Annotated in this window: 15 protein-coding genes; 1 reads left to right on the top strand and 14 read right to left on the bottom strand. The window is 36.7% G+C overall.

Going from position 1 to position 15,283, the window contains the following annotated elements:
• The first annotated feature begins 39 nt into the window (after positions 1-39).
• Positions 40-1,209: a M28 family peptidase gene (locus tag ACODR7_RS08780; RefSeq protein ID WP_488838691.1), complete on the top strand. Its 1,170-nt coding sequence runs from the start codon at positions 40-42 to the stop codon at positions 1,207-1,209.
• Between the two features lie 72 nt (positions 1,210-1,281).
• On the opposite strand, the gene ACODR7_RS08785 is transcribed toward ACODR7_RS08780, so the two are convergent.
• The 14 genes from ACODR7_RS08785 to ACODR7_RS08850 form a co-directional block, all read right to left on the bottom strand.
• Positions 1,282-2,646 carry a S41 family peptidase gene (locus tag ACODR7_RS08785; RefSeq protein ID WP_488838692.1) on the bottom strand — a complete coding sequence of 455 codons (1,365 nt, stop codon included), beginning with the start codon at positions 2,644-2,646 and terminating at the stop codon, positions 1,282-1,284.
• Positions 2,647-2,742: 96 nt separating this feature from the next.
• The gene (gene hisIE / locus ACODR7_RS08790) at positions 2,743-3,330 is read right to left on the bottom strand and encodes a bifunctional phosphoribosyl-AMP cyclohydrolase/phosphoribosyl-ATP diphosphatase HisIE (RefSeq protein ID WP_488838693.1); all 588 of its coding nucleotides are present in this window, start codon (positions 3,328-3,330) and stop codon (positions 2,743-2,745) included.
• Positions 3,327-4,079 (bottom strand): imidazole glycerol phosphate synthase subunit HisF, encoded by a 753-nt coding sequence (gene hisF, locus ACODR7_RS08795; protein ID WP_488838694.1) that lies wholly within the window; start codon positions 4,077-4,079, stop codon positions 3,327-3,329. Before hisF ends, hisIE begins: the two co-directional genes overlap by 4 nt.
• Complete coding sequence (hisA, locus tag ACODR7_RS08800; protein ID WP_488838767.1) at positions 4,072-4,794, bottom strand: 1-(5-phosphoribosyl)-5-[(5-phosphoribosylamino)methylideneamino]imidazole-4-carboxamide isomerase; 723 nt, start codon at positions 4,792-4,794, stop codon at positions 4,072-4,074. Before hisA ends, hisF begins: the two co-directional genes overlap by 8 nt.
• 2 nt (positions 4,795-4,796) lie before the next feature.
• Positions 4,797-5,375: an imidazole glycerol phosphate synthase subunit HisH gene (gene hisH / locus ACODR7_RS08805; RefSeq protein WP_488838695.1), complete on the bottom strand. Its 579-nt coding sequence runs from the start codon at positions 5,373-5,375 to the stop codon at positions 4,797-4,799.
• 2 nt (positions 5,376-5,377) lie between these two features.
• On the bottom strand, positions 5,378-6,472 hold the full coding sequence (hisB, locus tag ACODR7_RS08810; protein ID WP_488838696.1) for a bifunctional histidinol-phosphatase/imidazoleglycerol-phosphate dehydratase HisB: 1,095 nt from the start codon (positions 6,470-6,472) through the stop codon (positions 5,378-5,380).
• A 2-nt stretch (positions 6,473-6,474) separates the two neighbouring features.
• Positions 6,475-7,500, bottom strand: a complete 1,026-nt coding sequence (gene hisC, locus ACODR7_RS08815; RefSeq protein ID WP_488838697.1) for a histidinol-phosphate transaminase — start codon at positions 7,498-7,500, stop codon at positions 6,475-6,477.
• A gap of 362 nt (positions 7,501-7,862) precedes the next feature.
• Positions 7,863-9,137, bottom strand: coding sequence for a histidinol dehydrogenase (gene hisD, locus ACODR7_RS08820; RefSeq protein WP_488838698.1), 1,275 nt, complete (start codon positions 9,135-9,137; stop codon positions 7,863-7,865).
• A gap of 213 nt (positions 9,138-9,350) precedes the next feature.
• Positions 9,351-10,208, bottom strand: a complete 858-nt coding sequence (hisG, locus tag ACODR7_RS08825) for an ATP phosphoribosyltransferase (RefSeq protein ID WP_488838699.1) — start codon at positions 10,206-10,208, stop codon at positions 9,351-9,353.
• Between the two features lie 229 nt (positions 10,209-10,437).
• Positions 10,438-11,553 (bottom strand): glycosyltransferase family 4 protein, encoded by a 1,116-nt coding sequence (locus ACODR7_RS08830; RefSeq protein WP_488838700.1) that lies wholly within the window; start codon positions 11,551-11,553, stop codon positions 10,438-10,440.
• Complete coding sequence (locus ACODR7_RS08835; RefSeq protein ID WP_488838701.1) at positions 11,550-12,326, bottom strand: polysaccharide deacetylase family protein; 777 nt, start codon at positions 12,324-12,326, stop codon at positions 11,550-11,552. Before ACODR7_RS08835 ends, ACODR7_RS08830 begins: the two co-directional genes overlap by 4 nt.
• 1 nt (position 12,327) lies before the next feature.
• Positions 12,328-13,257, bottom strand: coding sequence for a glycosyltransferase family 2 protein (locus ACODR7_RS08840; protein WP_488838702.1), 930 nt, complete (start codon positions 13,255-13,257; stop codon positions 12,328-12,330).
• 5 nt (positions 13,258-13,262) lie between these two features.
• Entirely contained in the window at positions 13,263-14,432 is a 1,170-nt protein-coding gene (locus ACODR7_RS08845; RefSeq protein ID WP_488838703.1) for a glycosyltransferase family 87 protein, read from the bottom strand.
• Between the two features lie 29 nt (positions 14,433-14,461).
• Complete coding sequence (locus tag ACODR7_RS08850) at positions 14,462-15,274, bottom strand: 2,3,4,5-tetrahydropyridine-2,6-dicarboxylate N-succinyltransferase (RefSeq protein WP_034694413.1); 813 nt, start codon at positions 15,272-15,274, stop codon at positions 14,462-14,464.
• Positions 15,275-15,283 lie beyond the last annotated feature (9 nt).

A 15,283-nucleotide genomic window follows, 5' to 3' on the forward strand; every position in this document is an offset into this window, starting at 1 on the left:
TATTTACTACATTCGTGTTACCAAAATAATATTATTTATATGAAAAAATTCACAACACTTTTATGCTCTGCATTGATGATGCAGAGCATTGCGGCTCAAACTTTTATTCAGGCTTACAAAGACAGAGCAGATATGGTTACCCAGACCAATATCACCAACAATCTTCAGGAATTCAGTAATTTAGGTGTAAAAACTACAGGCTCAGCAGCGAATATCAATACACTGAACTGGATTAAAAACAAGTATCTTTCTTATGGCTATACTGCCAGCCAGATAGAAGAAAGCCCTTTTACTTTTGGAAGTACCAGCTCCAAAAATTTAATTATTACCAAAACCGGAACACTGTATCCTAACAAGTATGTCATTATCTGCGGGCATTTTGACACCATCTATGGCCCGGGAGTAAATGATAACGGCAGTGGAACGTCTATTATCCTTGAAGCTGCAAGGATTCTGAAAAATGTTCCTACTGAATATTCTATAAAATTCATTCATTTTTCCGGTGAGGAACAAGGATTAAAAGGAAGCAGCCATTATGTAAACAATGTGGTATATCAGGGAGGTGTCCGCAAACTGGATATTAAACTGGTCTTCAATCTGGATCAGGTAGGCGGTGTAAAAGGAAACAATAACACCACGGTATATTGTGATGAAGATCAGGGAGGTGTTTCCAGCAATAATGCAGCTTCTGCAGCAGTAACCCAACAGCTGAGAAATTGCACAGCACTCTACTCTCCTCTTCTGACTGCCGTAGATCCGGCTGCGGATACAGATTACATTCCTTTCGAACAGAAAGGTGAAGTGATCACTGGCTTTTTTGAAAGAATCAGAAGCACTTATCCTCACAGCTCTAAAGATACTTTCACTAATATGGATCCTGTATATGTATACAAGATCGGAAAGGCAACTGTGGGAGCATTACAGCATTTTGCAGCAGCTTCTGCTACCATGAGCAAACCTGCCTCTAAAAATTCACTGGAAGCTGTAAAAATCTACCCTAACCCTGCTAATAATATCCTGAATATTGAATTACCTGATTCTAAGGAAACCAACTTCAGTTTTGAAATCAGCAATTCTATGGGGAGATCACTTTTGAAGGCAAATAATGAAAGACAGATTAATGTTTCCGGTCTTCAGAACGGAGTCTATATTGGAGTTTTGAAAGTGGGTGAAGAGACACTTGTAAAGAATATTATGATCGAAAGATAAATAGCATTTCACACAGATAAAAAAACAGAGCAGAATTTCTTTTTTCTGCTCTGTTTTTATAAAGTAGATATTTTAAAGCTCTTCAACAATCTGTTCACTTGTTTTATCCTTTACAGTAATAATTTTTGCCGGAATCAGTTTATTTGGCTGTAAATTCCCTGCTGGTCTTATCCATTCCTTCACCCCAAAAAGGAAATCCAGTTTTGTATTGGGAGTCTGAAATTTTATCAGTTCACCAAAATGATTGGGATGTCCTTTTTCAGGAATTTCACCTGCTACTTCTGCCAATTTGTTATCCAAAACCATCACACTGAACATCATCGCACTGGAAAATGTATTTTTCCCAACAATAACATAAGTCTTCCCATTGAATCGTAACGGATTATGATCTGCTGTTACAGAGCGGGAAGAGATCGGATAATAATCACCGTCTTTTATTTTGTTATATTCTGCAGATTCTTTATTGTTTGCCTTTAAATAATCAGCATACTCTTTACTTTTTTTAAATTTACCCTGATAAGTACGGTACGTTTTATCTGAAAAATAATTGATAAGCAAGCTTCCCACTGCAGAATTTCCTCCGGAATTGTTGTGAACATCAATAACTAGCTTTTGGGCATTGTCTTTTTTGATCTGGCTGAAAATACTGTCAAATTTTGCTTTCCATTCTTCCAGAGTGAATGTATTTCTATCGTCAAAAGTATTTACTGTTACATAAGCATAATCCTTTATCTTTTTATAATCAATAGGTTTAAAATCTTCTTTTTTCTTAGGCTGAGACTTTGAAGCATTGGCTTTCAGCTGTTCCAGAGAAATACTTTTAACCACTGTTTGCAGTCCGCTTTTAAACTTCAGATTGTAGTCATCTGTGATAAAATAACAGTATCTATTAATCACTATCCAAAACTTGTCAACAGCTATTGGGATTCGTTCTTCTATAGTTCCCGGAATAGTCTGGGCGCAGTTTTCCAAGACCTGATCAATTGGCATATTATTCAACGAGAGCACTTCGTCACCAATAGTAAGTTTGCTGTCTGAATAGTTTTCCGTAAGAAGCATTTTGCCATTTTCATATTTGAATTTCAATGGTAAAACTTTCATGTTTTTTCTAATGCTGTCAGTAACGCAAAAATCTGACATTGAACTATGTTCGTCGTTTAAAGTGACAATCAAAGGCTTTGCGAGGTAATAAAAATCCTTCTGTGTCATCCCATCTTTCAGAGAATTACGGATATCTGTATATTTTTTTTCAAATTCTGATTTTGAAATTTCTGTATAGGGATTAACGTGTGCATGGGTTATTTTCGTCTTAATAAAGTCTATATCCTCTTCCAGCTGCTGCTTAGTAAATTTCTGAGAATAAAGTACATTACAGTTTTTCTGAGCAAAAGCGACCTGAACCAACAATGCTGTTATCAGGGTTAATTTTAATTTCATAAGTATTCGTTTCTGGTGGGATTAGTATTTTGAAACCTGTCTTTGTTACATCTTTTTGCTAAGCTTTATTTCCAATCAGAACCATTTTATCTGTTATCATTGATCCCTGTCTTTAAGAATTTCCTCAACTTCTTCCAGCGAAAATCCTTTGGCTTTCAATAAAATCAGGAAATGATACAGCAGATCTGCCGCTTCATTTTTAAAAAGATCATCATTATTGTCTTTTGCTTCTATAACCAATTCTACGGCTTCCTCGCCTACTTTTTGAGCCATTTTATTAATTCCTCTCTGATAAAGTGAATACGTATAAGAACCTTCGGCTTTCGTATCTATTCTCTGGGATATTTTTTCTTCCAGCTCATACATAAATCCTTTGGTATTCTTCTTTCCAAAACAGCTGAAACTCCCTGTATGACACACTACATTCTTCGGAACGGCTTTAATTAAAATGGTATCCTGATCACAGTCGATATCAATACTTTTTACCGTTAGAAAATTACCAGATTCTTCTCCTTTGGTCCACAGTCTGTTTTTGGAGCGGCTGAAAAAAGTAACAATTCCTTCTTTCTTTGTTTTTTCAAAAGCTTCTTCATTCATGTAGCCAAGCATCAGAACCTGCAGTGTTCTGCTGTCCTGAATGATTACCGGAACAAGCCCGTTATCTTTATTAAAATTTATATTCATCGTACTTCTATTTTATGAGTTTTTAACTGTTGTTTTAAATCCTGAATTCCTATTTCATTAAAATGGAAAATACTGGCTGCCAAACCTCCTGTAGCTTTTGTTTCATGAAATACTTTAACAAAGTCATTCGCAGTGCCGGCTCCTCCGGAAGCAATCACAGGAATACTAATATTGTCTGAAACCAGCTTTGTAATGCGAAGGTCAAAGCCGTTTTTTGTGCCGTCACCATCCATTGAAGTCAATAGAATTTCGCCTGCTCCTAAACCCGCTGCTTCTTTTGCCCATTCTACCGTAGTAAGTTCAGTGGCTTCTCTTCCCCCTTTGATATGCACAAGATCTTTATCTCCCACCTGTCTTGTATCAATAGCAACCACTACACACTGACTTCCGAATTCCTGGGCCAGATCAGAGATAAGACCCGGATTTTTTACGGCTGAAGAATTGATACTGATCTTGTCTGCACCTGCTTCTAAAAGCTTTCTTACATCTTCCACAGAAGAAATTCCACCTCCCACCGTAAAAGGAATACTGAGTTCTTTGGCAATCTCTTTTACAAGTTCCACAAAAGTCTTCCTGTTCTCAATAGTTGCTGTAATATCCAGGAAAACAAGCTCGTCTGCTCCTTCCTGCTCATATCTTTTGGCCAATTCTACGGGATCTCCTGCATTTTTTAGGTCTTCAAAATTGATTCCTTTCACCGTAGCTCCGTCTTTTATATCCAGACATGGAATAATTCTTTTCTTAAGCATTTTCAATAAATTTCTGAAGTTGTTGTAAGCTGATTTTTCCTTCGTAAATTGCTTTCCCGATGATTGTTCCGGTACATCCTATATCTTTCATTTTATAGACATCCGTGATGCCTGAAATACCACCGCTTGCCACCAGCTGAACAGAGGTCTTGTATAAAATCTCAATATAAAGTTCTGTTGAAGGACCTTCCAGCATCCCGTCTTTTGCAATATCAGTACATATTGTGGACTGTATTCCTTTTTCCTGATACTGAAGGATAAAATCAATCACATCATTATCGCTTTCCTCCAGCCATCCGGATGTTTTAATCTTTCTGTTTTCACAGTCTGCCCCCAAAATGATCTTTTCCGCTCCATATTTTTGGATCATTTCATAGCAGAATTCAGGATTCTGAACGGCTATACTTCCTAAAGTGATCTGTTGAGCCCCAGAATTAAATGCTGTTTCAATATCCTGCTGAGTTTTTAAGCCTCCTCCAAAGTCGATATGCAGCGAAGTAGAACGGGCAATATTTTCCAGCACTTTCTGGTTGACGATATGCTTTGATTTCGCCCCGTCAAGATCCACCAAATGAAGGTATTGAACCCCAAAGCTTTCGAACTCTTTGGCCACTTCTACAGGGTCTTCATTGTATATTTTCTTTGTGTTGTAATCACCTTTTGATAAACGGACACATTTCCCGTCGATAATATCAATAGCCGGAATTATTTTCATCATTATAAATTTATAAAGTTTTTAACGATCTGATTTCCTATCATTCCTGATTTTTCAGGGTGAAACTGTACAGCATAGAAATTGTCTTTCTGCAAAGAAGCACTGAATGGCAGGATGTAATCACAGACAGAAGTTGTACAATATGAAAGCTCACAGTAGTAGCTGTGAACAAAATAAACATCACTGTTCTTTTCAATTCCTGAAAACAGTGGAGAAACCTGCTCTGAAAGCGTATTCCAGCCCATATGCGGAACAATATCCGTTGATGGAAATTTTCTGACATTGATATCAAAAATTCCCATTCCTTCAGTATCTCCTTCTTCATTTTGCTTGCACATCAGCTGCATTCCGAGGCATATTCCTAAAACAGGCTGCTTAAGGCCCGGAATCAAAAGATCAAGTTCTTTTTCCTTCAGCAGTTTCATAGTGGATGAAGCTTCTCCAACGCCCGGAAAGATCACTTTATCAGCTTTTAAAATCTGTTCAGGATCATCGGTGATCACAGAATCAACATTCAGCCTGTTGAGAGCATTCTGGACGGAGTTAACATTTCCTCCGTTGTATTTTATTATAGCGATCATATTTATAAACTTCCTTTTGTAGAAGGCAGACTGTAGTTACTATCTGATTGGTTCACTGCCATCTTAACGGCTTTTGCGAAGGCTTTAAAGATGGATTCAATTTTGTGGTGTTCGTTATCTCCTTCTGCTTTGATATTCAGATTGGATTTTGAAGCATCAGTAAAGGATTTAAAGAAGTGAAAAAACATTTCCGTAGGCACATCTCCTATCTTTTCTCTTTTAAATTCAGCATTCCAAACCAGCCATGACCTTCCCCCGAAATCAATAGCCACCTGAGAAAGGCAGTCATCCATCGGAAGCAGGAAACCATACCTTTCAATGCCTTTTTTCTTTCCCAAAGCTTTTAAAATAGCTTCTCCCAGCACAATTCCCGTGTCTTCAATGGTGTGATGTTCATCTACAGCAAGATCTCCGTTTACTTTAATCGTAAGATCCATATTTCCGTGTCTGGCAATCTGATCCAGCATGTGATCAAAAAAATGAAGTCCGGTTGAAATATCTGACTGTCCGTTTCCATCCAGATTGACTTCAATTTTAATATCAGTCTCATTGGTTTTTCTGGATACTTTAGCCTTCCTCATTCCCGATTTTAAGAACTGATAAATCTCTGACCATCGTGTTGCAGACAGCTCCGCCTCACTATTTAAGTTTTCATTAAGATAAATAGCTTTAGACCCAAGGTTTTTAGCAAGTTGCACATCTGTACTTCGATCACCAATTACATAGGAATTTTCAAGGTCGTAATTCCCATAAATGTATTTCCCAAGCATTCCGATTCCTGGTTTTCTGGTAGGAAGATTTTCAGATTCAAAGCTTTTATCAATTAAAATATCACTAAAAATGATGCCTTCATTTTCAAATGCCTTCAGCATTTTTTCCTGGGGTTTGATGAAATCTTCTTCAGGAAAACTCTCCGTTCCCAATCCATCCTGATTGGTGACCATCACCAATTCGTAATCCAGTTCATTGGCGATTTTTGCTAAGTTTTGAAAAACTCCCGGATAAAATTCAAGCTTTTCCAGAGAATCTACCTGAAAATCTGTAGGCGGTTCAATAATCAGTGTTCCGTCGCGGTCTATAAAGAGTACTTTTTTCATTATTAAATATTTTTCAAAAGGTTAATTAATTTTTCATTTTCTGCACGGCTTCCTACATTGATCCTGATACATCCGGGAATCGCAGGATCTCTTCTGCTGGTTAAAATCTCTTCTTCAAGCATTTTTCCGTATACATGATCTACATTTTCCATTTTGATCAGAAAGAAATTCGCATCCGTTGAAAATACTTTCGAAATACATGTAATTCCTTCAAACTGCTGCTTCAGCCATGCTCTCTCTTCCAGAATACGGTTTACGTTTTCCTGAAGTCTGTTTTTATCCTCCAGTGTTTTCAGAATCAGTTCCTGGCTAAGAACATTTACATTATAGGGAGCTTTTACAGTATTGATAAGGCTGATAATCTCTTCAGATGCATAAGCCATACCTACTCTTGCTCCGGCAAATCCCCATGCTTTGGAAAATGTCTGCAGTACAATCAGATTGGAATATTGATTCAGAAGTTCAATACTTGATTTTTTTCCGGAAAATTCAATATAAGCTTCATCTACCACTACAATCCCATTGAACTTCTGAAGATAGAATTCAATATCATCAATGCTGTTGCCTGTAGGATTATTTGGAGAGCATAGAAAGAATATTTTAAGAGAAGGATCTTCTGCAGCTTTTAAAAATTTCTCTTTTACAATCTCGAAGTTTTCATCCAAATCAAGTTTCTGTACTTTATTTTCGTTGATTGCTGCATAGAAACCATACATCGCAAAGGACGGGTTCATCATCAGAATGGCATCTTTTTTAGGCTCACAGAAAATTTTAATGATAAGATCTATCAGCTCGTCACTGCCGTTTCCTATGGCGATCTGTGAAGGCAAAACCTTTTTAAGCTCTGCAAGTCTCTTCTTAAGCTTTTTCTGGGTAGAATCAGGGTAACGGTTGCATTCTCCAAAAGGACTTTCATTCGCATCCAGCATAACGGGTGCATTAAATTCGTTATTGTCCCTGAAACTGATGTAGGGCTGTAATTGTACTATATTTTCTCTTACCAGAGTCCTGATACTGTTATTTTTCATTGTATTGTTTATTTAAAACTATTTTTAAACCATTAAGATGAATTGAGTTAAAGGATATTGAAGAAAATATCTTCAGATCTTTATTAAACAGTGGGCTGAATTCAAATGTATTTAAATCTTAACATTACTTAAAAGCTTCATTTTCTTAATGGTTCAATTTTTTTGATATACGCAAGAGCGCAAAGTTTTTTAATTCCGTAACACTTTTTAAGGCGCAAGAAAATCTAAGATTTTCAGCAAGGGTATGGACTTGGTTTTGTGTTTTTATATACATTAATCAATTTTATCTCCGATAAAATCTTTGCGTCCTAAAAAAATATATTTTACAATATTATTTTGCGTCTTTGCGTTTTCCAACATTCTTACTTTAATCTTATTGACACTGCATTTTTGTGGGCAAACAGACCTTCTGCTTCTGCCATGAGTTCAATTGTTTTTCCTAAATTCTGAAGCCCTTCCTTTGAAAGATGCTGGAAAGTTATTTTCTTCACAAAGCTATCCAGAGACACTCCGCTGTAATTTTTCGCATAGGCATTGGTAGGAAGTGTGTGATTGGTTCCGCTGGCATAATCTCCAGCACTCTCACAGGAATAGTTTCCAAGGAAAACAGAGCCTGCATTCTGAATTTCCGGAATATATTTTCCAAAATCATTAATCGCCAGAATAAGGTGCTCCGGAGCATAAAGATTGCTGAACTCAAGAGCCTCTTTCAGCGTATTGATCAAAATAAAAGAGCTGTTTTCCAAAGCCTGACCTGCAAATTCATTTCTGGGTAATTCTTTGATTTGCTGTTCAACACACTCTATTGTTTTATCAAACACTTTAAGGTCTGTTGTAATAAAAACAACCTGACTATCGCTTCCGTGTTCTGCCTGCGAAAGAAGATCGGCGGCACAAAATTCAGGAACAGCCTGTTCATCTGCAATCACAAGAACTTCACTCGGACCGGCAGGCATATCGATCGCAACTCCATAACGCTGGGCATATTCTTTGGCTGCTACGACAAACTGATTTCCAGGCCCGAAAATTTTATTGACAGCTGGAATGCTCTCTGTTCCGAAAGTCATTGCAGCAACAGCCTGCGCTCCTCCTGTTTTAAAGATTTCCGAAACCCCGCAAAGTTTTGCGGCATAAAGAATTGCGGGATTAACATTTCCACTCTTATCCGGTGGTGTGCAAAGGACTATTTCTTTACATCCGGCAAGATTTGCAGGAACTGCCAACATCAGCACTGTGGAAAATAAAGGAGCAGTTCCTCCCGGAATATAAATTCCAACGCTCTCTACCGCACGATTTTCACGCCAGCACACTACTCCTTTTGTGGTTTCAATTTTCTGAATTTCCTGCTTTTGAGAGCTGTGAAATATTGAAATATTCTCTTTTGCCTGTTGGATAGCCTGTTTCAACTCCTCATTAATCTGTTTTTCTGCCTCCTGAATTTCAGCTTCAGAAACTTTTATGCTTTGGGTTTCTGCTTTATCAAATTTTTTGTTGAATTCTATTAAAGCTCTATCTCCTTTTTTTTCAACTTCTGCAAAAATTTCTGTGATAAGTCCTGAAATTTCTTTCTGTTCCAAAACAGGACGTTTTACCAGATCTTTCCAGCTGTCTTTTGTGGGATATCTGTATATCTTCATTGTATTATTTTTAATTGTTTTTTACGTGAAGGCGCAAAGTTTTTAATTCCTATATCTTTTTTAAGGTGCAAGAAAATCTTAGATTTTCAGCAAGTATGTGAGTATTAAACAGTATTCAATTTTATCGCAGATAAAATCTTTGCGCCTTAAAACAGTATTAATTTTTATTCTATTGTGTCTTTGCGTTGGCCAACATTAACCATTCTTATTTTTTTAAATAACCATCTTATCAATTGGAATGATTAAAATATCCTGTGCTCCGTTGTCTTTCAGTTCGTCAATCACTTCCCAGAAACGTTCTTCATCAATCACGGAATGAATACTGCTCCAGCCTTCTTCCGCCAACGGAATCACTGTAGGGCTTTTCAATACCGGAAGAACTTCTGATACTTTCTGTATTTTATCGTTGGGAACATTCATCAGAATATATTTTGAATTTTTTGCTTTTAGAACAGCTTTAATTCTGAAGACAAATTTTTCAAGAATCGCCTGTTTTTCAGGTGATAATTGGAGTGTTTGAGCCAGCACAGCTTCAGATTTCAGCAAAGTGACGGTTTCTCTTAATCCGTTTTTGAATAAAGTACTTCCAGAGCTTACAATATCACATATTCCGTCTGCAAGACCTATATTTGGAGCAATTTCTACAGAACCTGAAATAACGTGAATATCTGATACAATTCCTTGATTTTCTAAAAAGTTTTTAAGAGTATTAGGATAAGAAGTAGCAATTTTTTTACCCTGAAAATAAGAGAGTTCATCAGTTTCCACTTCTTTGGGAACTGCAAGTGAAACACGGCATTTTGAAAACCCAAGTTTCTGGATTGTTTTGATATTTTTACCTTTCTCAGTCAGAAGATTCTCGCCTACAATAGCAACATCTACCACACCGTCTTCCAGGTATTGCGGGATGTCTGAATTCCGAAGGTACATGATTTCCATCGGAAAATTATCTACTGAAACTTTGAGCTGATCTTTCCCGTTGTTAACGAAGATTCCGCAGTCTTTGAGAAGCTGAAGAGATTCTTCGTAAAGCCGGCCGCTTTTTTGGATTGCAATTTTTAATTTACTCATTTTGCCTTTTTTTGGGTCCGAGCAAATAAAAACTGATCTATTGAAATTTCTGAGGAGAATTCAGGAAACAAAAAAACCGCCTATTTACTCAGACGGTTTTAATTATTTTGATTTTAGCACATACTTATTATCAATCAATTCCGCCTAACAGAGATGATGATGATAATGATGTAATGCTAAAAAAGTTGGTTTCATTGTTTCAATTATGATGCAAATGTAGGATTTATTTTTAAAATGCAAAGTTTTTTTTAATTAATTTTTGATAAAAATTCATCAACTCCTTTGCAATGGGTTCGTCATTAAACTTCTGAACAAACTCGAAACCCTTTTCCTCACGGCGTTTTCTCTCAGATTCATTTTCCCAGAGAAATTTTAATTTAGCACGAATATCAAGTTCATTGTCCGGATTCACATACACCGAATCTTTTCCTCCTGCTTCAGGGAGACAGCTGGTGTTGCTTGTAACAACCACCGTTTTAGAAAAAAGAGCCTCAATAACCGGGATTCCGAAGCCTTCAAAGAAGCTTGGATAGACAAAAATATCGGCAAGTTTATAGAGGCAAGCCAGCTCATCCACAGAAACTCCTTCCAGGAAAAGTACCTGTTTTTCCATTTTATTCTTTTTCAGGAAACTTTCTATTTTCTTATAATATTTAGTCTTTCTTCCTACGACTACAAGAGGAATTTCTGTACCGTTGACTGCTTTTACAACATTCAAAAGGTTTTTGCGGTCTTCGATAGTTCCTACATTCAACACAAACCTTTCCGGAAGCTTAAATTTCTCTTTGACAGCTTCCATTAATTCCGGAGACTGCTGCTCTTTAAAAGCATGATGACATCCCTGATAAATGACTTCAATCTTTGTCTCAGGAACTTTTAAATACCGGATAATATCTCTTTTGGTCTGTTCTGAAATAGCAATAATTTTGTCAGCCGTAGCAGCCGCTTTTTTGAATTTCCAGAAATGAATTTTCCTGTCAAAAAAAGAATAATACTGGGGATATCTTACAAAGATCAGATCATGAATGGTAACAACCTTTTTAATAGGTTTTGAATCCCATTTCAGAGGAAGCTCACCAGATAATCCATGGAAAATATCAGCACCTTGCTTCTGGGCATCTTTACCCATTTTTAACTGGCGGGAAAGGTTTCCTTTTGAGGTTTCAATAAATTGAACATTCGGGTGTTCCAGAATATCTTTCCCACGCTCCGATTTGTTTTTGTTGAGTAACAGATATTCATTGTCCGGTTCGTATTCTGAAAGGATTCTTACAAGATCCCTCGAGTAATTTCCAAGACCGGATGTATTGTGGAAAAACCGTTTTGCATCAAAGGCAATCTTCATCGTTGGATCTGTTTTTGAAATTCCTGAAATGTACCAAATGGATGTCCTTTTTCTTTCAGCCAGCCTACAAACGAATCAAACCTTTCTACCATATCTTTTCCTGAGTTTTTTACCGTAAATCCAGGAAGTTTAAAGGCTTCATCTTTAATTTCTGCAAATTCCCACGGGTGGAAATAAATGTTAAGATATTTGTCTTTTTTCAAACTGTCCAAAGCCAGCTTTTTGTAGAAAAACAATGGAAAATTATGAAAACTTAACCAGAATAAAGGAATTCTGAAATTAGGAGAAACCGAGGCCGGAACCTGCGTTACATTTCCTTCTTTAAAATAGGTTCTGGATACTTTTAAATTATTATATCTTCCCGGCAAAAATGTCGGATTGATGGAAGAATTATAAGAGTATCCTGCTCTTTCCACTTCTTTTTCGTCTACAGGCATCATTCTCGGCATTCTTAATCCGGTAACCTTTGTGGAGAATAATTCTTCCAGCCTTTCTCTTGATTCTTTGAGGTGTTTGTCTTCAAATTCTGAATGAAACCAGGTGTGAGAAGCCAGTTCATGGCCTTCCTGTAATAACCTTTCAATAAGATGTCTGCTGTTTTCTGCAAAAACTACCGTGGAAAAAAAAGTAGCTTTAACGTTATGTTTTTTAAGGATGTCAAGTATTCTTTCTAATCCTGTCTGTGAAATTGAAATCTGCTTTTCAAAGGGAATTTCACCCTTATATTCTAATGGCATATCAAATTCTTCAATGTCAAAACTCAATAAAACCATTTTAAAAATTTTTGTTTTTAATAATATAATTAGGTCTGTTTTTCACCTGTTTGAATATTTTACCTAAATAAATCCCCATAATTCCGAGGATAATCAGCTGAAGTCCTCCAAAGAAAACAATGGTCATAATCAATGATGCCCATCCCGAAATCTCTGTTTTTGCAATAAATGAATGAATAACGTATGCTCCATATCCAATAACTGAAAGCGCAGAGAATAAAAATCCCAGATATGCAGCCAGATAAAGAGGTTTCACGCTGAAAGCTGTGATTCCCGTAAAGGCAAAAGTAAACATTTTTTTAAGGTTGTAACTGCTTTTCCCTGAGAGTCTTTCTGCTGCAGTAAAGTCGATTCCTGTTTGTTTGAACCCCATCCAGCTCGTTAATCCTCTGAGGAACAGATCATCTTCATTAAAGTTTCTCATGACTTCAACAGCGCTTGCATCCAACAGTCTGAAATCTGAACCGCCGCCTTTCGTTAAATTAACATCTGACAGGCTTGATAAAAGCTTGTAAAATAAGTCTGATGTTTTTCTTTTAAAAAATGAAATCTCTTTGGGATACGTTCTGAAGGTAAAAACTACGTCATAGCCTTCTTCCCATTTCTTAATCATTTCAGGAATAAGCTCCGGCGGATGCTGAAGATCTCCGTCCATAGAAATGACTGCATTTCCGTGGGCACTGTCCATTCCTGCTTTTACAGCCGGCTGGTGTCCAAAATTACGGGAAAATTCGATGAATTTCACTTCATCATACTGACTGGAAAGTTCTTCTAGTTTTTGCTGGGTATTGTCTCTGCTGCCATCATTCACAAATATGATTTCAAAGTCATAATTGTTCAAACCATCAAATACTTCTTTAATTTTCTGATGGATCATAGCGACATTTCCCTCTTCGTTATAGGCAGGAATTACAATTGAAATTTTCTTCATATGTATTAATTCAGGCTGTAATTTTTCTCAAAATCTTTAGTCAGAAGTTCATAAGTTACTCTCAACCAGATTACAATACAAGGTACGGCTTTTAATGAATATTTGATGATATAATTCTCTTTTACAAATTTAGGGAACAGATCCGAAGTGGAGAAACATGTGAAAATAATGACAAAAACCAGTAATCCTATAATAAGCGGCGTTCTTTCTTTCTGAAGGAAAAACCAGATCAGCACTCCTACCACCGCAATAATATACGTTGGAGATTCTGAACTTGAACTGAATAATACTAAAAACAGTAATGTGGAAGCCAGAATCATCAATTGGAACGCATAGTGCTTGTATTGTTTAATTCTGATGTAAGGTAAAGCAAAAAGCGGCAATCCACCTGCTAAAAATACAAGGTTAGAAATAGACGCATCTCCCAACACTCTTCTTACAAAGCCCATCAGTGAGATGTCCTGCATATTTCCTAACACCTGGTTTTCGCTATTCTTTTCTACAATAGACTGGAACCAGTCCGAGTAACACTGAATGACAAACTGCGGACTTGAATAGGCCATCGGAAGTACGAAAAACAATATAACAATGCCAATTCCTGAAAGAATAAATTTGGTTTTGTTTTTAATAAAGAAAAACTGTGTCAACCCTACAATTCCGTAGATTTTCACGAATATTCCAATTAAAATTGCGGTTACAGATTTTACTTCTTTTCTTTCGTAAATATATACTGCAGACAACAGCAAAAGACCTGTGAGTGCTACATTAAACTGCAGACTTAAAGCAGCAGTAATGTACTCCTGAAGACAAAGCAAACCAAAGATTGCTTTTTTGCTGTCTGAAAAAGGCAGTTTATAAATTCCGTAGATAAAGATGAAAGTATTGGCAATATTCCAAAGTGAAATTCCAAGCCAATCCGGCATCATGGCAAATGGAGCAATCAACGCACTGAAAAATACCCCATAATGGTTCAGATCAAAATAAAGATCGGGATAATGGATAAACAGGTTTTTCTGATGAATCGTATTAAAGAATACATTTTTAAAAATCAGATAATTATTAATCGCGTAATCTCCTCTCAGGTATTTGGAAATTGCTGTAACAACGGATATAATAAGATAAACCCCAAATATATATTTAGGGTTTAATAATATTTTAAGAAATTTTTCTTTCAAGATTGTTGTATTAGATTAAAATATTAATCTTAAACGGCTACATTATTATCTCTCAATGCATCATTCAGAGATGTCTTCTTATCGGTAGATTCTTTTCTCTGACCGATGATCAGTGCACATGGAACCTGATATTCTCCAGCAGGATACTGTTTTGTATAGCTTCCAGGGATTACTACTGAACGTGCAGGAACTCTTCCTTTAATTTCAATTGGAGTATCTCCTGTAACGTCGATAATTTTTGTAGAGGCTGTCAATACTACGTTTGCACCCAATACTGCTTCTTTTTCTACGTGAACTCCTTCTACAACGATACATCTTGAACCGATAAAGCAGTCATCTTCAATGATTACCGGAGCAGCCTGTAATGGTTCCAATACACCACCAATGCCAACACCACCACTCAGGTGAACGTTTTTACCAATCTGTGCACAGCTTCCAACTGTAGCCCAAGTATCTACCATTGTTCCCGAATCTACATAAGCACCAATATTCACATAAGAAGGCATCATAATTACTCCCGGAGCAATGTAAGCTCCTTCTCTCGCTACTGCATGTGGTACAACTCTCACCCCTTTTTCAGCATAACCTCTCTTCAAAGGCATTTTATCATGAAATTCAAACGGGCCTACTTCAATCGTTTCCATTTTCTGGATCGGAAAATACATTACTACAGCTTTTTTCACCCATTCATTTACCTGCCATCCGTTTTCTGTAGGTTCCGCAGTACGAAGTTCCCCTTTATCAACTAAAGAAATAACTTCTCTGATTGCCTTCTGGCTGTCTTCATTCTGCAATAATTCTCTGTTGTCCCAGATATTTTCAATAGTTTGTTGTAATGACATGTTTCTTAT

The sequence above is a fragment of the Chryseobacterium sp. FG46 genome (assembly GCF_057809135.1).